Here is a 19889-nt window from a genome sequence, read left to right as displayed (position 1 = left end):
TGCGTCGCACCCCGACACACGAGCCGAAACAACTTCCGATTACGCGCCAATCCCACCGGCCGACCCCCTCATGATCAGTTGTTGCTCTGACCATATGAATCTGCGTCGGCCGATGCCCCAGCAACTGCACGCTCGGCGGCAAGCTGCGCTCAGGCCTCCGACAGGTGCGGCTCCAGCGCCCGCATGATCGCGGCGCGAGGCTTGGCGCCCACCACCGTCGTGACCAGTTCGCCGCCGACGAACAGCGCCATGGTCGGCATGCCCTTCACCTGGTACTCCTTGGCCGTCGCGGGGTTCTCGTCGACGTCGATCGCGACGACCGCGAGGCGGCCCGCCTCGTCCGCGGCGATCTGCTCGAGCACCGGCGCGACCATCTTGCACGGGCCGCACCAGGCCGCGCCGAATTCGACGAGGACCGGCGTCCCGGACGAGAGCACGTCCGCGGCGAACGCGGCGTCGGTGGTGGTTACGAGAGACATGGAGCACTCCTTTGTCTGAGTCCAGCCGGCCTGAGCACAGCTGCCTGAGCGTTCAACGATTGACCTGGGCGATGACGCGTTCGTGTGCATCGGCGTCGCCGCCGCACTCACACACCAACCGTGCGGTCACCCGGCCGCCGCAACCGGTGTGCCGGTAGACGACCTCGGGCTGGGCCCCTCCCGCGAGATGCTTCTCCCCCCAGTCGGAGAATGCGGCGAGCACCGGCAACAGGTCCAGGCCCGCCTCCGTGAGGGTGTACTCCGACCGCGCCCGGCTACCGGGAACCTGGTAGTCCCTGGTGGCCAGTACCCCCGCGGCGATGAGTCGCTGTAGGCGGTCGGACAGCACCCCGCGCGGCGCGCCGGTCGCGGCTCGGAGCTCGTCGAAGCGGCGCAGACCGAGCGCGACCTCGCGAACGATCAGCAATGCCCAGCGCTCGCCGATCACGGCCAGCGTCTCCGAAAGGGTGCAAGTCACGGTGCTGAGTCTAGACCTAGGACTTAGCTCAGGCGCCACTACTGTGCGGCGATATAGTGACAGCAGATGTGATCCGCATCACATCGAGGGCCGAGCGGGGCCGGTCCGCAGCGCGTCGTCCGGAGGAACCGCCATGCCCTTCTATCGCCAGGTCGGCCAGGTGCCACCGAAGCGGCACACACAGTTCCGCGCGCCCGACGGCGGCCTCTACGGTGAGGAACTCATGGGCGAGGAGGGCTTCTCGTCCGATTCCGCCCTGCTCTACCACCGCGGCACCCCGTCGGCGATCGTCGACGCAACGACCTGGGAACCCCCCGACCAGACGCTGACCCCCAACCACCCGCTCCGATGCAGGCACCTCAAGCTGCACGAACTGCTCGGAACCCCCATGGACACCGACGCCGTGACCGGTCGGCGACTCATCCTCGGCAACGACGACGTCCGAATCTCCTACGTTGCGGCGCAGCAGGATTCACCCCTTTACCGAAACGCGGTCGGCGACGAGTGCGTGTTCGTCGAGGCCGGATCCGCCACCGTCGAGACCGTGTTCGGCGCGCTCGGCGCCCGCCGCGGCGACTATGTCCTGCTCCCCCGCGGCACCACACATCGATGGCTGCCGGACCCCGGTGAACCGTTGCGCGCGTACGTAATCGAATCGAGCAGCCACATCGGGCCGGCCCGCCGGTACCTGTCGCGATTCGGCCAGCTGCTCGAGCAGGCGCCCTACTGCGAGCGCGACCTGCGCGGGCCGACCGAGCCGCAGTTGCGCGACGCCATCGACGTCGAGGTGCTGGTCAAGCACCGTGGCGCCACCGGACCCGTCGGCACCCGTCTGGTCTTCGCCACCCACCCGTTCGACGTGGTCGGCTGGGACGGCTGCCTGTATCCGTACACCTTCAACGTCGCGGACTTCGAACCGATCACCGGCCGGGTCCACCAGCCCCCGCCCGCCCATCAGGTGTTCGAGGGCACGGGGTTCGTGATCTGTAACTTCGTGCCGCGCAAGGTCGACTATCACCCCCTGGCAATCCCGGTGCCGTATCACCACTCCAACGTCGATTCCGACGAGGTGATGTTCTACGTCGACGGCGACTATCAGGCACGCAAGGGGTCGGGCATCGACCGCGGCTCGGTCTCCCTGCACCCGGGCGGAATCGCGCACGGGGCTCAGCCTGGCGCGGTCGAGGCCAGCCTCGGGGCGGAGTTCTTCGACGAGCTCGCGGTCATGGTCGACACCTTCCGGCCGCTCGCGCTCGGCGAGGGCGGACTGTCCGTCGAGGATCCCGCCTACGCCTGGTCCTGGTCTGGCCGAGGGCCGTCGTCATGACCGCGCTGCTCGCGCACCTGGTCGACGACGCCGGCCTGTTCGAACCCGGCGCGCTTGACATGGCGGCCGCGGTGTCGCGCCATCGCCGCGACACCGCGTCGGGGCAACCGATGCTCACGAACCGGTTCGTGTGCCCCGCGTCGAGAGTGCCCGAACTGCTCACGCATCTCGACGCCGACGACCGGTTCGCCGTGCTCGTCACCGTCGACGCGGCTGCGCTCGCGGACACCGTCGCGGCGCTGCGTCGCTCACCCTGCGCCGAGTTGGTCGGAATCGAGGCGGCGCTGCCCGCGGGACCGGACGAGACTGCAGGCGCCCTCGCCACCCTGATCGACGCCGCCAAGGGCGCGGCGGTCCCCCTGTTCCTCGAGCCCGCGACGGTCACCGATGCCCCCACCCTGATCTCGGCGCTGGCCGAGCGCCGGGCCGAGGACGCGGCGGCGCTCGGGGTGAAGCTGCGCTGCGGCGGGAGCGGGCCCGAACTGTTTCCGACGCCGGTCGAACTGGCCTCCGCGCTGGTCGCGGCCGCGCGCTCGGGGATCCCCGCCAAGGCCACCGCCGGCCTGCACCACGCGATTCGGCGCACCGACCCGTCGACGGGGATCGCCCATCACGGCTTCCTGAATCTGGTCCTGGCCGCGGGTACCGCTCGATCCGGGTCCGTCGCGGACACCGCCGCGGTGCTGGCCGACGACGACCGGGACCGGCTGCGGTCGACCGCCCGCGCCCTGCACGACCCGGCTCCCGCGCGGGCCGTGCTGACCTGCTTCGGGTCGTGCGACACCGAAACCCCGATGCTCGAGGCGGTGCGTCTCGGCTTGGCACCCACCCGATCGGGCTGCGGCCCAGGAACTTTCGGGCTGGGAGGGGAACCGACATGACCTCTGGTGACGGTATTCCTACGAGCGACTACCCGATCGAGCCGCTGCCCTACGGCGTGTTCTCCACCGGCGCCCTGCACCGGCACATCGGCGTCGCGATCGGCGACCGGGTTCTCGACCTCACCTCCGTCGTCGACGAGGCCGCGCTGCGCTCGACCACCCTGAACGCCTTCCTGGCGCTCGGCCGCGAACGCTGGGCCCAGGTTCGGGCGGAGATCATCGATCTGGTGACCAATCCCGACCATCGGCAGCGGGTCCGGCCCTACCTGCACCCAGTCCACGAAGTCAGCATGCACCTGCCGTTCGACGTCGCGGACTACGTCGACTTCTACGCATCCGAGCAGCACGCGAGCAACGTCGGTCGCCTGTTCCGGCCGGACGGCCCGCCGCTGACCCCGAACTGGAAGCACCTGCCGATCGGCTATCACTGCCGCGCAGGCACGGTGGTGCCGTCGGGCACCGACATCGTGCGGCCCACCGGCCAACGCAAGGCGCAGGAGGAGGCCTCACCCACCGACGGCCCGAGCCGCAGGCTCGACATCGAGGCGGAGCTCGGCTTCGTGGTCGGCACCCCCAGCGCCCTCGGAACCTGCGTCCCCACCGCAGATTTCGCGGATCATGTCTTCGGCGTCGTCCTGCTCAACGACTGGTCGGCCCGCGACCTGCAGGCCTGGGAGTACGTACCGCTCGGCCCCTTCCTCGGCAAGTCCTTCGCCACCTCGATCTCGCCGTGGGTGGTGCCCCTGGCCGCGCTCGAGGCGGCGAGACTGCCCAGCCGTGTGCAGGACCCGGAACCGCTCGATTACCTGAGGGATAGCGAGAACTGGGGACTGGACATCGAATTCGAGGTGACACTCAACGGGCACGTCGTCTCCCGACCGCCCTACCGCGGGATGTACTGGTCACCGGCGCAGATGCTCGCGCACCTGACCTCGAACGGTGCGGGCCTGCGGACCGGGGACCTGTTTGCGTCTGGCACCGTCTCCGGTCCCGAGCCCGATCGGGTCGGCTCGCTGCTCGAGCTGACCACCGACGGCCGGGAACCGATCGCACTGCCGGACGGCAGCACCCGCGGCTACCTCGAGGACGGCGACGTGGTGACCATCTCGGCCACCGCACCCTCACCGTCCGGCGGCCGGTTCGGGCTCGGCAGCGTGACGGGAACGATCCGACCCGCGGTCCCGAGACACTGAGACACCCGGCGCCGCAGCGGCTACGGTCGGGACCATGGCCACCACAGCGGATCACCTGCGGACCACCCTCGACGGACAGTGGCAGGAGGTGCGCGAGAAGGTCCGTTCCGACCTGACCCGCCCCGAGTTCGCGCCGCATTTCACGCCCGACCTCGCCGCCGCCCGCGCCAAGGCGCTCGAGCAGATGCAGGCCCTCACCGCGGCTGGCTACGCCGCCAACGGTTTCAGCGCCGAGCACGGCGGCACCGGCGACGTGGGCGCCGCGGTCATCAGCATCGAGATGCTGGCCATGTCGGACCTGTCGCTGATGGTCAAGGCGGGCGTCCAGTGGGGCCTGTTCGGTGGCGCGATCGAAAACCTCGGCACCGCTCGCCATCACCAGGCCTACGTCAAGCCGCTGATCGATCTGGACCTGCTCGGTTGCTTCGCGATGACCGAGACCGGGCACGGCAGCGACGTGCAGGCCCTGGAGACCACCGCGACCTACGACCCCGCCACCGGGGAATTCGTGATCCACTCGCCGACGCCGTCCTCACGCAAGGACTACATCGGCGGCGCAGCCCAGCACGCCCGGATGGCGACGGTGTTCGCGCAGCTGATCACCGCGGCGCCCGGCGAGGAGCCCGAGTCTCGCGGGGTGCACTGCTTCGTGGTCCCGATCCGCGACGAGCGCGGCGACGACCTGCCCGGCATCACCACCTCCGACTGCGGTCACAAGGGGGGCCTGCCGGGCGTGGACAACGGCCGGATCCTCTTCGACCAGGTCCGGGTGCCGCGGGAGAACCTGCTCAACAAGTACGCCGACGTCGCCGAGGACGGCACGTACAGCTCGCCGATCGAGAACCCGAACCGGCGGTTCTTCACCATGGTCGGCACCCTGATCCGCGGCCGCGTCACGGTGGGCGGCGCGGCAGGCGCCGCGGCCCGGGTGGCGCTGAGCATCGCGACCCGGTACGCCCTGCAGCACAGGCAGTTCGACAAGCCCAGGTCCGAGGACGAGGTCCTGATCATGGACTACCTGGTGCACCAGCGCCGGCTGCTGCCGCTCATCGCGAAGTCGTACGCGCTGCACTTCGCACAGAACGAGCTGGTCTCCGCACTGCACGAGATCCAGAGCTCGTCCGAGGTGGACCCGCAGGAGCAGCGTGAGCTGGAGAGCCGGGCCGCCGGGCTCAAGGCCGCGAACACCTGGCATGCCACCCGCGCCATCCAGGAATGCCGCGAGGCCTGCGGTGGCGCCGGCTATCTCACCGAGAACCGGTTGGTCGCACTCAAGGCGGACACCGACGTGTTCACCACCTTCGAGGGCGACAACCACGTGCTCACCCAGCTGGTCGCGAAGGAGCTGCTCACCGGCTATGCGGACGAGGTCCGCGGCATGAGCCCGGTCGACTGGATGCGGTTCGCGGCGACCACCGTCGGCGATGTGGTGAAGAAGCGCACGGCCGCACAGCAGATCATCCAGACCATCCTCGACACCCGAAAGGACAACGAGGAGGAGGGCAGCCTCTTCAACCGCGGTACCCAGCTCAAGATGTTCGAGGACCGCGAGGAGTACCTGCTCTCCACCGCGGCCCGGCGGTTGCAGGGCGCGCAGAAGCGTGAGGCCGATCCGTTCGACGCCTTCAACTCCGTCCAGGACCACGTGCTGCGCGCGGCCGAGGCACACATCGACAGGGTGGTGCTCGAGGCGTTCGTCGCGGGTATCGACTCGTGCGCCGACGACGCCACCACCGACCTGCTCGGAGACCTCTGTGATCTCTACGCGCTCACCGTGATCGAGGAGGACAAGGCCTGGTTCATGGAGCACCGGCACCTGTCGGTGGAGCGGGCGAAGGCCGTGACGCGCGGCGTCAACGAGCGGTGTCGCACCCTGCGCCCGCACGCCCTCGCGCTGATCGAGGGGTTCGCGGTGCCGGAGTCGACCCTGGGTGCGGCGATGCTGGAGGGGTGAGTCACCCCGCGGCGTGTGTGAGCACCTCGTGGTCGCCGCGGTTCACCCGTCGCGTCCGGAGCCAGTACTGCCACGAGAAACCGGGCCAGACGGAGTTGTTGACGCCGCGCGCGTCCACGTACCAGCTCCGGCACCCGCCGGTGCTCCACACCCCGCCTGCGAGCCGCGCGTGCAGGTCGCGTCGAAACGCGTCCTGCACGTCCGGGCGGACTTCCAGCGCGGTCGCGGCCTCGCGGTCCACCAGCTCCATCGCCCTCAGCGCGTACCTCACCTGGGCCTCGATCATGAACACGACGGAGTTGTGTCCGAGTCCGGTATTCGGTCCGGTCAGGAAGAAGGCGTTGGGAAGGCCGGACACCGAGATCCCGAGGTGGGCCGCGATCCCGTCCCGCTGCCATCGCTCCTGCAGGCTGACGCCGTCGCGTCCGACCAGAGGCAGCCGGGCCAACGACCCCGCGACCCGGAAGCCGGTGGCATAGACGATGACGTCCGCCTCCCGTCGCGTGCCGTCGGCCGCGACGATGACATCCGGTCCGATCTCGGCGACCCGCTCGGTGATCACCTCGGTCGTCGGGCTGTTCAGCACGGGGTAGTACTCATTGGAGCGCAGGATCCGCTTGCAACCGATGCGATAGGTCGGGGTGAGGGCCTCGCGGAGGGCGGGGTCCTGGATCTGCCGCCTCAGGTGCCGCATCGCCCTTCGCTCGAGCCGCCGGGTGAGCGCGGTGCGCCCGTTGAGGCCGAGGGCCCGTAGCTCGAATGCCCAGTAGGTCAGGGTCCTGGCGATCAGCCGCACCGGGGGAAGCCGAGCGGCTTGCCGCCATCCCGGCAGGGAATCCCGGCGCGGCAGCACCCACGGCGGAGTGCGCTGGTACAGCTGGACGGAGTGGGCCATCGCGGCGAGCTCGGGCACCAGTTGGACCGCGCTGGCGCCGGTTCCGATGACCGCCACCCGCTTGCCCGCGAGATCGACGGCGTGGTCCCACCGCGCCGAGTGAAACGCCGCACCCTCAAAGGAGGCGGCCCCGGGAATCGTCGGCACCTTGGGCAGGTGGAGCGCGCCGGTTCCGACCACCAGGAACTGGGCCACGAACTCGTGGCCGCCGGTGGTGAACAGATGCCAGCGGCCGTCGACGTCGTCCCAGTGGCCGCGCTCGACCTCCGCGCCGAACTCGATCTTGTCCCGGACGCGATACTTCGCGCTCACCCGCCGCAGGTAGCGGAGGATCTCGGGCTGCGACGCGCGGAGGCCACTCCACGCCTGCTGCTCGAAGGAATACGAGTACAGGGCGGACGGCACGTCGCATTCGCAACCGGGATAGGTGTTCTCCCGCCAGGTTCCGCCGACGTCCTCGCCCTTCTCCAGCACGATGAAGTCGTCGTGGCCCGCTCGGGTCAGACCGATCGCCATCCCGAGGCCGGCGAAACCCGCCCCGATCACGAGGACACGGGTATGGCGGACCCCGTCACGGACGGTCCCTGCTTGCGTCATCGATCTCCCTGCCCTCACATCAACTTGAACAGTGTTCAAGTCGATGTGGCTTCGCGCAAATCGGCCGTGCGAACCGCTACCGGAACCGTCGCGCCGCAGGCCGTCCGCCGATCCGAGCCGCGCTCTGGTGACGGCCGGGGCGCTGCTGTCTAATTGAGCTATAGATCCCCCAGGTCCGGAGGCGGTGATCGGGCGGCATGGATGCCAACGTGATGCCGGAAGAACTCCGCAGATGACGGGCGATCTCACCCGACGTCTGATCGACACGGATGTCTGGACCGACGACATGGTTGCCGAGTCCGGCATACCCGTCGTCGAGGTCCCGTTTGTCACGGTCGGCAGTGGCATCGGATCGTTCGTCACGTTCGACACCCTGCGGATCTACGGCGTGCCCGCGGAATCGATGGCCGTCCTCGGGCCTCAGGACGTCCCGTGGTCCAGCTACGAGTACCTCACCAAGGTGTCCCAGATTCCCCGGCACGAGCGGCTGCGGTCGGATTCGGCGTCGACGCCGGACAACATCTGGGGCTTTCCCTCCTACGCCATCCGAGAAGCGCTGAGCGCCAATACCATCAGCGGTTTCGTCAAACCGCTGTGGCAGGTGTTCGTCGAACCCGTCTTCGCCGACTTCTACACCCCCCGCGCGGGCCAGGCGTTCGAATCGATGGAGCGCGAGTTCCACCGGATCGGCTATGCCCGATCGCTCCGCAACGGTCAGGTCCGAATGGTCCGGCGACGCGGCAACGGCGGCTACTTCACCATCCTCACACCGCGCACCGGGGCCACCCCGACCAAGCGGATCGCGTTCCGCAGCAGGTATGTGCACGTGGCGGTCGGGTATCCGGGCCTGAAGATGCTGGACGACCTCCAGGAGTACCGGTCGAAGTATCGGGACCCGTCGCGGGTGGTCAACCCATACGAGCCGCACGAGCACGTCTACCAGGCGTTACAGAAGAAGCCCGCCACCGTGATGATCAGGGGGAGCGGCATCGTCGCCTCGCGGGTCCTGCAGCGGCTCATCGACGATCGCGACCGGCTCGGGTTACAGACCCGGATCCTGCACCTCTTCCGCACCTACGTCGACAAGCCGCACGGACCGAACATCTTCATGCGCCGCAAGGGAAAAGACGGCTGGGCGTATCAGGGGTTCAACTATCCGAAGTCGGTGTGGGGCGGCCAACTCAAGGCTCGGATGCGCAGGCTGGAGGGCGATGCCCGCAAGCGCGCGTACGAGGAGATGGGCGGGACCAACACACCGGTGCGGAAGAACTGGCAGGAACAGCTCGCCAGGGGGCGCGCGGAAGGCTGGTACCAGGTGATGGCGGGCTCGGCCGAGAACCTACGGCCGGAGCCAGGTGGCCACGGTGTGGTGACGACGATCGTGCCCGATCCGACCGCGCCGCTGCCGTTCCCGCCGCCGACGCAGCCGTACGACGCCCGGGTCGACTACGTGATCGACTGCACCGGCCTCGAAGCGGACATCAGGGAGCATCGCCTCCTCGCGGACCTTCTCGCCCACACCGGCGCGGGACGAAATCCGGTCGGGAGACTCGACGTGGACCGAACGTTCGAGCTGATCGGCACCCGCAGCGGCACCGGCCGCCTCTACGCCTCCGGCAGCGCCACGCTCGGCGGGTATTTCCCCGGGGTCGACACCTTCCTGGGGTTGCAGATCGCCGCCCAGGAGATCGCGGACGACCTTGCCGCGAACGGCTTCTGCCGCCGAATGGGTCCCGGTCGGTCCGCCCGGCAGTGGTGGTCGTGGGTGCGGAACCGAGAGATCTGAGACGGCCATGCTGCCGACATTGAACGGGCGCATCCAGACCCGCATCCTGGGCCTCGGGGTGATCGGATTCGTCGTCGCCCTCCTGATCACGCCGTTTCTCCCGACCGGCGCCCTCGGCCAGGCGGACAGCTATCGGGTGACGTTCAGCGTGATGATCGGGGTGGTGCTCGTCGGCGTGCTGTGGGAACTGCTGTACCACTTTCTGCAACAGTTCCGGTGGGAGAAGGACTGGCCTACGCTTTTCGGGATGGTGGCGATCGTCAACGAAGGCGCGCTGATGTGGCTGCTGGTGGGCCACACCACCCTCGTGGTGCCCGACGACCTGCGACCGTCGCCGGTGGCATTCTCGATCCAGTTCGTGGTCACCTGGTTGGTGTTCTGGCTGGTGGTCAACGGGCCGATGCGGGTGCTCTTCCATCGCTGGCGGTTCGCCGGGGGGCGATTCCTGTGAGCGACCGTCAAGTCGAAGTGCTGTCCGGAACCCACCTGGTGGTGAGCACCGCGGGCGCGGTCGCGATCGTCGCGCACAGGGGTACGTCGCGGCCGTCGGCGGACTCGGCCGCCGCGAAGGCGGTGGAGGGTCTGCGGCGGTTGCTCCGGCAAGCGGTCGAGGCCGAACCCGGCCAACCCGGCCGGCTGTTCGCCAGGCTCGCGACCAGATGGATCATCGAGCAGGACGACGACGTCGAGTTCGGTGTCCTCACGCCGTCAGGCGCGCGGCTCGCCGTGTTCCTGCACGGAGACGTCACCGCGGTCCTGACAGGCGCCGACGGCGAGCCCGATCGGCTTTGCGGCACCGACGCGGGATTCACGGTGGACCGGGTGGTCGACGCGCCCGCCATGGCCGCGGCGCTGTTCGTCGATGCCGCCGATGCGGAGTGCGAGTTCCCGGTCGCGCGTGGCGTCGGGTCGCTGACCGAGGGCGTGGTTCCGGGCGCGGGGGTCGTGATCTGGTCGGGGCTGCCGCGCGGCGACCGCAGGCAGCCTGCCGACCCGTCGGAATCCGAAACCGCTGGCGTCGAACAGATCGTGGCCGCGCCCGATCCCCCTGCCCCGCTCGAATTGGCGGCGCCCCTGGTGTCCGACCGAATCGACGTGGCGGACGAGCAGGCACCGCCCAGACCCTCGCTACCTGTACCGATACCGGGCAGCCCGCCATCCGACGACCCGGGCCTGCTCCGGGACACCGAACTCGAGGCCACACCTGTTCGCGGACACAACTGCAAGAACATGCACCTGAACGATCCGCGGGCCGCCTTCTGCTGCGTGTGCGGAATCCGGATGGATCAGATGACCCAGGTGCTCACCGAGGGCGTTCGGCCGCCCCTCGGGTTCCTCGTCCTCGACGACGGCACGACCTATGTTCTCGACGGGGACTGCGTGCTCGGCCGCGACCCGGAGAAGTCCGAGCTCGCGGCGGAGGGTCTCCGCGCGATCAGGATCGACGATTCCTCCGGGGGCATGTCGCGGGCGCATGCGGCGGTGCGGTTGATGGACTGGGACGTCACGATCGTCGACCTGGATTCGACGAACGGCACGCACCTGCGTGCGCCCGGCGAACAGGACTGGATCCGGCTGCCCCCGAACACCCCGGTCACGCTCACCCCCGGAGCCGAGGTGCGGTTGGGCGACCGAGTGGCCACCTTCGATTCCCCGCACGGCAGGCTGTGAACCCCCGGCGGTCGGCGTTCACCGACGCCCCTTCGATACCGACGCCTTCACGAGCGCGGACACCTCCTCCCTCAGGTTGACGGCGGATCCGCGGGTGCGGTCGAGAACCCGGGCTGCCGCCACCACCTCCGCCGTCGCACGGCCGATGAACGCGGCCGATTCCCCGGAGGAGACGACCGCCGCCTCGATGCCGACGGAACCGAGCGGCGCCAGCGCGTTCGCGAGTCTGCGCAGGACCCGGCCGCCGCCGTCAGCCGCGATTGCCGTCAGCGGCGCCCCTGCGGCTGCGGCCGCGCGCGCGGCGATCAGCGCCGCACGGCTGCCATCGGGCGATTCGTCGGCGCACACCAGCACCCTTCCCTCGCTCGTCAAGGCCAGCGCCGCGGTCGCGCCGATTGTCGATTGCGCGGCGCGGCGCCAATCCGCGACGTCCGGGTAGCGGTGGTCGGCCACAACGAGAACCGTCACCGCGTCGAACGCGAGGAGGGCGTCGCCCCGGCGCTTCGCCCACTCCTCGCTGACCACAACGACTTCCGCCGACGACGCCTCGGCGAACCTGCGCAAGTCGGCCCCCGAATCCGAGCTGAACCGGCAGATCGCCTTGATCCGCGCCTCGGTGTCCGCGGTGGCCGCGTACGCCTCCAACTCCTCGACCGCCTGCGCCATGCCGGTGAGGTCGGGAAGCAGCAGGCCGGTCCCGATCTCGAGGCCGGTCCTGCCCTCGTTCGCCGCGGGCAGGAAGCGGCACAGCAGCAGCTCGGCCGGCTGCCGCCCCGCCGCCGCGACCCCGGCCGACCTCAGCATGCCGTCGACCTCGGGGCCAGGGGGGCCGTCGAGATTGATCAGCACGCGGTAGGTCCGCGCGGACCCGAAGCTCGCCCTTGCGGCCGCGGCGATGTCCCGCTCGATCGCCTTGTCCGGGTACACCAACCGCAGCAGCGGCTCGGTCAGCGCCGTCGTGATGAGGGCCATCAGCACCATCATCGTGAACAGTTCACCGTCGAGGACCCCCAGCTCCCGGCCGATCGACAGGATGACCAGCTCGGTGAGCCCGCGAGTATTCATCAACACCGCGATGGCCGCGCTCTGCTGAACAGGCATCCGCTGCAGGCGCGCCCCGCCGAACGCGCCGACGAACTTGCCCCCGATCGCGATCGACAGGATGAACAGCAGCTGCCACCAACCCGATCCGGTCAGACCGGCGATGTCCACCCCGAATCCCGTGACGACGAAGAAGATCGGCAGCAGCAACAGCACGCTGACCTGTTCGAGGCGCTCTAGAATCTCGCGGGTCAGGTCCTGCGCATTCTCGCGCGGGAGGACGGCGCCGAACACGAACGCACCGAAGATCGCGTGAATCCCGATCTGCTCGGTGACGTATGCGGACAAGAGAACACCGACGAGGATGACGGCCAGAATGTCCGGTGTCAGCCGTCCGGCCCTGCGGTACCACCCGAGCAGCCGCACCAACAGCGGGCGGGCGATTCCGAACATCATCGCCGCGAACACCACGGTGAGCGCAACGATGCGGACCACCTCGAACGGACTTCCGCCCTTGACCACCGCCACGACGAACGCAAGCAGCGTCCAGGCCAGCACGTCGTCGACCGCCGCAGAGGCGAGGGCGAGGACCCCGACCGTCGTCCGGTGCATCCCGCGGTCGGCCAGGATCCGTGCGAGTACCGGGAAGGCGGTGATCGACATCGCCACACCCATGAACAGCATGAGCGCAAACAGCGACACCTGCTCGCCGTCGACTTCGCCGTGCAGCGGGTGCAGAATCAGGGTCGAGGCCGCGCCAAGCGCGAACGGAACGACGATCGAGGCCAGCGAGATACTGCCGGCGATCCGTTCCCGTCCCCGGAGGAGCGCGACGTCGAGCTCGAGTCCGACGATGAACATGAACAGAACGAGACCGAGCTGCGCGAGGACCTTCAGGTAGGGCACGACGTCAGGGGGAAAGAGCTGACCGTCCAGATCGCCGGGAAGCGCTCCGAGCAGGCTCGGGCCGAGCGCGATGCCGGCAACTATTTCACCGACAACCGCGGGCTGTCGAAGTGCCCGCGCAGCCCGGCCGAACAGTCGTGCCACCACAATGATCACGGCGATGTCCAACAGGACGAACGCGAAGATCTCGGCGGCGCTGTGCCCCACCGTCCAAGTTCACCACGATCGACCCGCCAACTCCATGGCCCAGCCGACCGGCAGGAAGCGCAGGAGAAGCCGATGCCCGTCCAACAGAGCTCGAGTATCCCGGCCGCGATCGCCGACTACAGAATCGTCAGGCTGCTCGGCGAGGGCAATCACGGTCGCTTCTATCTGGCCGAAGCGCCCGCGCGGTTGGGGCTTTCGACCGACCTGGTCGCCGTGAAAGTGTTCGAGGGGCAGTACAGCGAGGATGCGTATCGCCGCGGGGTCCGCGAGCTGCGCGCGTTCGCGGCGGTACATTCGCCTCTCTTCGTCCGGATCTATGACGCGGCCCTCGAGGCAGACACGTTCCTGTACGCGATGGAGTACTTCCCGCTCGGATCGCTGGGGTCCCCAGCCAGGCAGATGGCTCGCAGCGAGATCCTCCGCGCGCTCGAGGATGCCGCCCGCGCAGTCCACTCATTGCACGAAGCCGGTAGCACGCACGGCGACATCAAACCGGCCAACATCATGGTCGATGACAACGGCGGAAGACTGTCCGACCTCGGCCTGGCCAGGGTGCTGAACGCAGGATCCCGCCTGACCGGCATGGCGCCCGCCACCTCCGTCGAATACATCGATCCCGCGATGCTGTTCGGTGTCGCGCCCTCACGGGCGACCGACATCTGGGCCCTCGGCGCGACGATCAACCGCGCCCTCACCGGCGAGGGCCTGTACGGCGAACTGCCGATCGACCAGCCGATGCTCGCGATCCGCGCGGTTCAGTCCGGCCGGCCGCGGATTTCGCCTGCCCTCGAGGCCCCCGAAGCAGCGCTGGTTCAGTCCTGCCTGGCCCCGACGGAGTCACGGCCGCCGACCGCCGAGGCCGTCGCCGATCGAATTGCCGCGATCCGGTCCCGGTAGTGGCTACCGAAACCTGCGCAACCGCAGACTGTTTCCCACCACGAACACCGAGGACAACGCCATCGCCGCGCCCGCGATCATCGGGTTGAGCAGCCCGAACGCGGCCAGCGGGAGCGCCGCCACGTTGTAGGCGAACGCCCAGAACAGGTTCGCCCTGATGGTCCCGAGGGTGGCCCGCGAGAGCCGGATCGCCTGCGGCACCGACCGCAGGTCACCGCGCACCAGGGTCAGGTCACCGGCCTCGATCGCGGCGTCCGTGCCCGTTCCCATCGCCAGCCCGACGTCCGCGGTCGCGAGCGCCGCCGCGTCGTTGACCCCGTCCCCGACCATCGCGACGACGGCGCCATCGCGCTGCAATTTCGCCACGTGTGCGACCTTGTCCTCCGGGAGCACCTCCGCGATCACCCGGCTGATCCCGACGCTCTGCCCAACGGCACGACCGACCTCGGCACGGTCACCGGTCAGCAACACGGGGGTCATGCCGAGCGCCACGATCTGCGCGACCGCCTCGGCGCTGGTGGGTTTGACGGCATCGGCCACGGTGATGGCGCCGCGGACCACGCCGTCCCAGGCCACCGCGACGGCGGTGCGACCGGTCGCGAACACCGACTGCAGCTCCGCGGGGATCGGCCCGTCCGGCCGCCCGACGCTGACCCGGACCCCGTCGACCAGCCCGACGACACCGACACCTGGCCGGTTCTCGAACTCCGTCACCGACAGCCCGGCACCGCCCGCTGCCGCGATCGCCCTGGCCACCGGATGCTCCGATGCGCGCTCCACCGCGGCCGCCAGTGCCAGGACACGAACCGGGTCCTCGCCGCGCGCCGGGACCACCTCGTCGAGCGCCATCCGCCCGGTGGTGACGGTGCCGGTCTTGTCCAGCACCACGGTGTCGATCCGCTTGGTCTGCTCGAGCACCTCGGGCCCCTTGATCAGGATGCCGAGCTGGGCGCCCCGGCCGGTGCCCACCAGAAGCGCAGTGGGCGTGGCCAATCCGAGCGCGCAGGGGCAGGCCACGATGAGCACCGCGACCGCGGCGGTGAAGGCCTCCGTCGCGGCCTGCCCGGCGAGCAGCCACCCGGCCAGCGTCAGCGCCGCGATCACCAGCACCACCGGCACGAACACCGACGACACCCGGTCCGCGAGCCGCGCCACCGCGGCCTTGCCGTTCTGCGCGTCGGTGACGAGCTTGGCGATGTGCGCCAGCTGGGTGTCCGCGCCGACCCGCTCCGCGAGCACCACCAGCTGCCCGTTGGTGTTCACGGTGCCGCCGACGACGGCGTCGCCCGCGGCCACCTCGATCGGCACCGACTCGCCGGTGATCATCGAAGCGTCCACCGCAGCGGCGCCCTCCAGCACGCGCCCGTCGGTGGCCACCTTCTCCCCCGGCCGCACCACGAATCGGTCGCCGACACTCAACTGGCCCACCGGGATTCGCCGTTCGCCCTCGCCGCGCAGCACCGCGACGTCCTTGGCCCCGACCTCGATCAGCGCCCGCAGCGCGGCGCCTGCCCGTCGCTTGGCCCGCGATTCCGCGTACCGGCCCGCGAGCAGGAAGACGGTCACCGCGGCGGAGACCTCCAGGTAGATCTGCCCCGACGGGTCGTGTGCGCCCAGCCGCAGCGTGAACTCGTGGGTCATCCCGATGTGCCCCGCGGTGCCGAACACCAACGCCCACAACGACCACCAGTAGGCGGCGAGGGTGCCGAGCGAGACGAGGGTGTCCATCGTCGAGCTGCCGTGCCTGGCGTTGATCAGCGCAGCCCGGTGGAACGGGTAGCCGCCCCAGAACACCACCAGGGTGGTCAGCGCGAGGGCGAACCACTGCCAGTAGTCGAACTGCAACGCCGGGATCATCGACAGCGCGACCACCGGGACGGCGGCGACGGCGGAGACCACCAGCCGACGGCCGAGCCCATCGGGCGCGGCGTCCGCCTCCGGCCGCGACGGCTCGGCGGTCTCCGCCGCCCTCGACACCGTCGCCGTGTAGCCCGCGGACTCGACCGCGGACACCAGGTCGACCGGGTCCACCCCAGCCGGGTACCGCACGTGGGCCCGCTCGGTGGCGAAGTTCACCGTCGCCGCGACGCCGTCGATCTTCGCCAGCTTGCGCTCGATCCGGTTCGCGCAGGACGCACAGGTCATCCCGCCGAGATCGAGGTCGAGCTCGTGGTCTGCGACGGCGCCAGGGGCGCCGCGGCCCGCGGCGGTGGTCATGGCACCAGCTCGTAGCCCGCCTCTTCGACCGCCTCCGCGACGGCCTTCGGGTCGAGCTCGGTCTCACTCGTGACGCTGACCGCCCCACTGGCCAGGTCCACCAGCACCTCGGTGACGCCGGGGATGGCGCCGACCTCCTCGGTGACCGAGGCGACGCAATGCTGGCAGGTCATGCCCGTGACGGTGTACGTGTTCTGCATCGGCGCTGCCCTCCTACGACCGGACGAGCCGGGCGATCGCGTCCGAGGCCTCTTTGACCTTGGCATCGGCCTCAGGGCCGCCCTTCTTGGCGGCCTCGACCACGCAATGCGCGAGGTGCTCGTCGAGCAGCTTGATCGAGACCGACTGCAGCGCCTTCGTCGCCGCCGACACCTGGGTCAGGATGTCGATGCAGTACCGGTCGTCGTCGACCATGCGGGAGATGCCCGCGACCTGGCCCTCGATCCGACGCAGTCGCTTGAGGAGATCGTCCTTCTCCGGGGAGTAACCGTTCATGCTCCTACCATACCCCCCATGGGTACTATCCGCCAGGTAGGGCAGCTGTTCGCCCGGTCACTGCGGACCGCCGCGTACCCGTCTCCGGACCGCATCGATCACCAACAACCCGGCCACGATCACCAGCAGGGTCGCGGCGCCGATCCAGGTGCCGGAGTAGTGCGTGCCGGTGAACTCCGGGGCGCCCTCCATGGCAGGCCCGAAGTCCGAGGTCTGCACTCCCCGGTTCCAGCACCAGACCGCCGCCCCGACCGCGAGCACCGCCAGAGCAAGCTCCACGATCCGCATCATCCGTTCGCTCACCGCTCACCGTCCTTCGCCTCGTCCACCGCGATCCGCTCGAGTTCGATCCGCAGGCCGTCGCCGTCCCGGGCCCACGCGCGCACCATCGACCCGTCGCGCAGTCGCAGTCCGATCGGGGTCCGACGACGCGGCACCCCGGACAACTCCCCGAGCGCAGGCGCGCTCTCCCACGGCTCCAGATCCATTGCGAACGGATCCGCCTCGGGCAGCACCTCGGCGATCTCTGCCACCGCGAGCGTCTCGGCGCCGTTGCGCAGCACGGTCGGGGTGAGCCGCACGCTCGCGTGCCTGCGCGCCGCCGTCACCTGCAGGGAGACCAGCCCCGCGAGCAGCACGGAGGCCAGCGCCAGCCCGAGCCAGTGCACGCCCGAACCGATGATCACCTCCGCGACCAGCACGACCAGGCACAGCGCCGGACCGAGCGCGACCAGTCGCCAGCGGCCACCCGGCTCCTCGAACAGGATCCGCTCGCCCACACCGGACGGCTCCGCCGCACGTGACGGCCCGACCTCACTCACCGGCAAACCACGCCGTCGCCGACTTCCGGTAGACCAGCGCGCTCGCCACCAGCGCCAGCACCGAGACCACCAGCACCGGCGCCTGGCCCAGCCCGGTCGCCATCAGCCCGAGCTGCAGGACGGCGAAAACCACCGACAGCGCGACGACAGCCCGCCGAAAGCGGGGATCCCCTGCCCTGGTCGGCCCCGCCATCAGGCCGAGGCCGAGGCCGGCGAGCAGGGAGACCGCGCCGGACCCCCGCAGCAGCACGATGAACCCGTCGACGCTGCCTGCACTCGCACCGCGCTCGAGCAGTTGCTCACGAATCGCGGAGCCGGGAGAGGTCAGGGCCAGCAGCCCGAAGAGCACCAGCAGCGCGGCGCCTGCCAGCCACAGCCAGTACGCGACGTCGACCGGGCGCGGACGGGCCTGCGCGTCACCCACGACGGCTACTGCGCCTTCATCCCGGGCAGGAAATACCGGTTCGATTCGCTTCGGTGCATCAAGACCACCGCGCCGACGGACAGCACGGCCTGCAGGATCCCGGCCCCGCCCGCCACCATCCCGGCCACGCCGCCGCCCGCGCTGAGCCCGAACAGCGCCGGGATGGCGAAGAAGACCATCGCCACGCCGATCATCGTCACCAGCATTCGGGCCCAGTTCCGGCCGCTGCGCATCTTGAACACGAACAGCAGATACACGGCCGTCAGCGCGAGCCCGAGCAGCGCGGTGACGCCCAGCCCCACCAGCAGCAGGCCCTCGGCCGCCGAGGCACTGATCTCCACCGACGGATCCTGGGCGTGCACGTCCTTGATCAACTGGTCGGCGAAGGTCTTCCGGTCGGCGGCCACCATCGCGAGGGTGGCGAGCAGGTTCACCACACCCAGCGCGGCGACCCCACACAGCAACTGGAAGGCGGTGCCCACGTCGACGGGCGGCGTCGGCCGCGCGTCCTGCGCGACGGGGCCGGTCGGGGGCGCTGGCGGCCAGGGGGCGGTCATGCCACCACCGTATCTGTCACAACCGGGCTGCGAACTCGGCAGCCCAATAGGTCAGCACGATGTCGGCACCCGCGCGCCGGATGCTGAGCAGCGACTCGAGCACTGCGGCGTCACGGTCGATCCACCCGTTCTGCGCGGCGGCGGTGATCATCGAGTACTCCCCCGAGATCTGGTAGGCCGCAACGGGAACCGTCGACATGTCGGCGACCTCCCGCAGCACATCGAGGTATGACATGGCCGGCTTCACCATCACCAGGTCCGCACCCTCGTCCAGGTCCAGATCGACCTCGCGCAGCGACTCGCGCCGGTTCGCGGCGTCCTGCTGATAGGTGCGGCGGTCCCCGGAGAGCGACGACCCGACGGCCTCACGGAAGGGTCCGTAGAACGCGGAGGCGTACTTGGCGGAGTAGGCCAGGATGCCCGCGTCCTGATGTCCGGCGTCGTCGAGCCCCTCACGGATCGCGGCGATCTGGCCGTCCATCATGCCGCTCGGTCCGAGCAGGTGCGCCCCGGACTCGGCCTGCGCGACCGCCATGTCCACGTAGCGGGTCAGCGTCGCGTCGTTGTCGACCCGGCCGTCCGCGGTGAGCACCCCGCAGTGGCCGTGATCGGTGAACTCGTCGAGGCAGGTGTCGGCCATGATCACGGTGGAGTCGCCGAGCTCGGCGCGGAGCACGCGCAGGGCCCGGTTCAGGATGCCGTCGGGATCGGTCGCACCGGAACCGTTGGCGTCCTTGTCCTCGGTCCTGGGGACGCCGAAGAGCATCAGCCCGCCGACGCCAGCCTCGACCGCCTCGGTGGCGGCGCGGGTCAGGGAGTCGAGGGTGTGCTGGAAGACGCCTGGCATCGAACTGATCTCGCGCGGCTCGTCGATGCCGTCCGCGACGAACATCGGCAGCACCAGATGCCGTGGCTCCAGCGAGGTCTCGGCGACGAGTCGACGCAGCGCCGGGGTGGCGCGCAGGCGACGGGGACGTTCGGCGGGAAAGATGGGAGGCCTCCCTTCGGTCGGCCTGTGCGCGGTTGACGGGTCTGTGGACCCGCTAACCGCGCACGGGCGCGT

At 69.8% G+C, this 19889-nt stretch carries 20 protein-coding genes; 8 read left to right on the top strand and 12 right to left on the bottom strand.

Annotated elements, in window-relative coordinates; genetic code table 11:
- Window positions 1–149 precede the first annotated feature (149 nt).
- Window positions 150–479: a thioredoxin gene (gene trxA / locus ACFXMV_RS19050; RefSeq protein ID WP_378500228.1), complete on the bottom strand. Its 330-nt coding sequence runs from the start codon at window positions 477–479 to the stop codon at window positions 150–152.
- A gap of 52 nt (window positions 480–531) precedes the next feature.
- The gene (locus tag ACFXMV_RS19045; protein ID WP_378500229.1) at window positions 532–957 is read right to left on the bottom strand and encodes a winged helix-turn-helix transcriptional regulator; all 426 of its coding nucleotides are present in this window, start codon (window positions 955–957) and stop codon (window positions 532–534) included.
- A 133-nt stretch (window positions 958–1090) separates the two neighbouring features.
- Here ACFXMV_RS19045 and ACFXMV_RS19040 point away from each other — a divergent pair, with 133 nt between their 5' ends.
- The 4 genes from ACFXMV_RS19040 to ACFXMV_RS19025 are packed head-to-tail and all read left to right on the top strand — an operon-like array spanning window position 1091 to window position 6312.
- Window positions 1091–2284 (top strand): homogentisate 1,2-dioxygenase, encoded by a 1194-nt coding sequence (locus ACFXMV_RS19040; protein ID WP_378500230.1) that lies wholly within the window; start codon window positions 1091–1093, stop codon window positions 2282–2284.
- Window positions 2281–3165, top strand: a complete 885-nt coding sequence (locus tag ACFXMV_RS19035) for a hypothetical protein (RefSeq protein ID WP_378500231.1) — start codon at window positions 2281–2283, stop codon at window positions 3163–3165. Before ACFXMV_RS19040 ends, ACFXMV_RS19035 begins: the two co-directional genes overlap by 4 nt.
- The gene (gene fahA, locus ACFXMV_RS19030; RefSeq protein WP_378500232.1) at window positions 3162–4358 is read left to right on the top strand and encodes a fumarylacetoacetase; all 1197 of its coding nucleotides are present in this window, start codon (window positions 3162–3164) and stop codon (window positions 4356–4358) included. The genes ACFXMV_RS19035 and fahA overlap by 4 nt, the downstream gene beginning before the upstream one ends.
- Before the next feature lie 34 nt (window positions 4359–4392).
- Window positions 4393–6312, top strand: coding sequence for an acyl-CoA dehydrogenase (locus ACFXMV_RS19025; RefSeq protein ID WP_378500233.1), 1920 nt, complete (start codon window positions 4393–4395; stop codon window positions 6310–6312).
- Between the two features lies 1 nt (window position 6313).
- On the opposite strand, the gene ACFXMV_RS19020 is transcribed toward ACFXMV_RS19025, so the two are convergent.
- Window positions 6314–7804: a flavin-containing monooxygenase gene (locus ACFXMV_RS19020; protein WP_378500234.1), complete on the bottom strand. Its 1491-nt coding sequence runs from the start codon at window positions 7802–7804 to the stop codon at window positions 6314–6316.
- A gap of 232 nt (window positions 7805–8036) precedes the next feature.
- Between ACFXMV_RS19020 and ACFXMV_RS19015 the strand changes: the two genes are divergently transcribed.
- The 3 genes from ACFXMV_RS19015 to ACFXMV_RS19005 are packed head-to-tail and all read left to right on the top strand — an operon-like array spanning window position 8037 to window position 11261.
- On the top strand, window positions 8037–9590 hold the full coding sequence (locus ACFXMV_RS19015; RefSeq protein WP_378503461.1) for a hypothetical protein: 1554 nt from the start codon (window positions 8037–8039) through the stop codon (window positions 9588–9590).
- A 7-nt stretch (window positions 9591–9597) separates the two neighbouring features.
- Window positions 9598–10041 (top strand): hypothetical protein, encoded by a 444-nt coding sequence (locus tag ACFXMV_RS19010; protein ID WP_378501816.1) that lies wholly within the window; start codon window positions 9598–9600, stop codon window positions 10039–10041.
- A complete protein-coding gene (locus ACFXMV_RS19005; RefSeq protein WP_378503460.1) occupies window positions 10038–11261 on the top strand; it encodes an FHA domain-containing protein in 1224 nt (407 codons plus the stop codon). Before ACFXMV_RS19010 ends, ACFXMV_RS19005 begins: the two co-directional genes overlap by 4 nt.
- Before the next feature lie 18 nt (window positions 11262–11279).
- Here the strand turns inward: ACFXMV_RS19005 and ACFXMV_RS19000 are convergent, their stop codons facing one another.
- Window positions 11280–13415 (bottom strand): cation:proton antiporter, encoded by a 2136-nt coding sequence (locus ACFXMV_RS19000; RefSeq protein WP_378503459.1) that lies wholly within the window; start codon window positions 13413–13415, stop codon window positions 11280–11282.
- A gap of 72 nt (window positions 13416–13487) precedes the next feature.
- On the opposite strand from ACFXMV_RS19000, the gene ACFXMV_RS18995 reads away from it, so the two are divergent.
- A complete protein-coding gene (locus tag ACFXMV_RS18995; RefSeq protein ID WP_378503458.1) occupies window positions 13488–14312 on the top strand; it encodes a serine/threonine-protein kinase in 825 nt (274 codons plus the stop codon).
- 3 nt (window positions 14313–14315) lie between these two features.
- Here the strand turns inward: ACFXMV_RS18995 and ACFXMV_RS18990 are convergent, their stop codons facing one another.
- The 8 genes from ACFXMV_RS18990 to hemB are packed head-to-tail and all read right to left on the bottom strand — an operon-like array spanning window position 14316 to window position 19817.
- On the bottom strand, window positions 14316–16529 hold the full coding sequence (locus tag ACFXMV_RS18990) for a heavy metal translocating P-type ATPase (RefSeq protein ID WP_378503457.1): 2214 nt from the start codon (window positions 16527–16529) through the stop codon (window positions 14316–14318).
- Window positions 16526–16729 carry a heavy-metal-associated domain-containing protein gene (locus tag ACFXMV_RS18985; protein ID WP_378501856.1) on the bottom strand — a complete coding sequence of 68 codons (204 nt, stop codon included), beginning with the start codon at window positions 16727–16729 and terminating at the stop codon, window positions 16526–16528. The genes ACFXMV_RS18990 and ACFXMV_RS18985 overlap by 4 nt, the downstream gene beginning before the upstream one ends.
- Window positions 16730–16742: 13 nt before the next feature.
- Window positions 16743–17024 (bottom strand): metal-sensitive transcriptional regulator, encoded by a 282-nt coding sequence (locus tag ACFXMV_RS18980; RefSeq protein WP_378501857.1) that lies wholly within the window; start codon window positions 17022–17024, stop codon window positions 16743–16745.
- 57 nt (window positions 17025–17081) lie between these two features.
- Window positions 17082–17327 carry a hypothetical protein gene (locus ACFXMV_RS18975; protein WP_378501858.1) on the bottom strand — a complete coding sequence of 82 codons (246 nt, stop codon included), beginning with the start codon at window positions 17325–17327 and terminating at the stop codon, window positions 17082–17084.
- Window positions 17324–17845 (bottom strand): hypothetical protein, encoded by a 522-nt coding sequence (locus ACFXMV_RS18970; protein WP_378501859.1) that lies wholly within the window; start codon window positions 17843–17845, stop codon window positions 17324–17326. Before ACFXMV_RS18970 ends, ACFXMV_RS18975 begins: the two co-directional genes overlap by 4 nt.
- Entirely contained in the window at window positions 17838–18269 is a 432-nt protein-coding gene (locus ACFXMV_RS18965) for a hypothetical protein (RefSeq protein WP_378501860.1), read from the bottom strand. Before ACFXMV_RS18965 ends, ACFXMV_RS18970 begins: the two co-directional genes overlap by 8 nt.
- Before the next feature lie 5 nt (window positions 18270–18274).
- Entirely contained in the window at window positions 18275–18826 is a 552-nt protein-coding gene (locus tag ACFXMV_RS18960) for a hypothetical protein (RefSeq protein WP_378501861.1), read from the bottom strand.
- Window positions 18827–18842: 16 nt separating this feature from the next.
- A complete protein-coding gene (gene hemB, locus ACFXMV_RS18955) occupies window positions 18843–19817 on the bottom strand; it encodes a porphobilinogen synthase (RefSeq protein WP_378501862.1) in 975 nt (324 codons plus the stop codon).
- Window positions 19818–19889: the final 72 nt, after the last annotated feature.

The sequence above is a fragment of the Rhodococcus sp. NPDC059179 genome, assembly GCF_042754885.1.
Classification (GTDB): domain Bacteria; phylum Actinomycetota; class Actinomycetes; order Mycobacteriales; family Mycobacteriaceae; genus Rhodococcus_G.
This window is presented reverse-complemented; position numbering and strand designations above follow the sequence as displayed.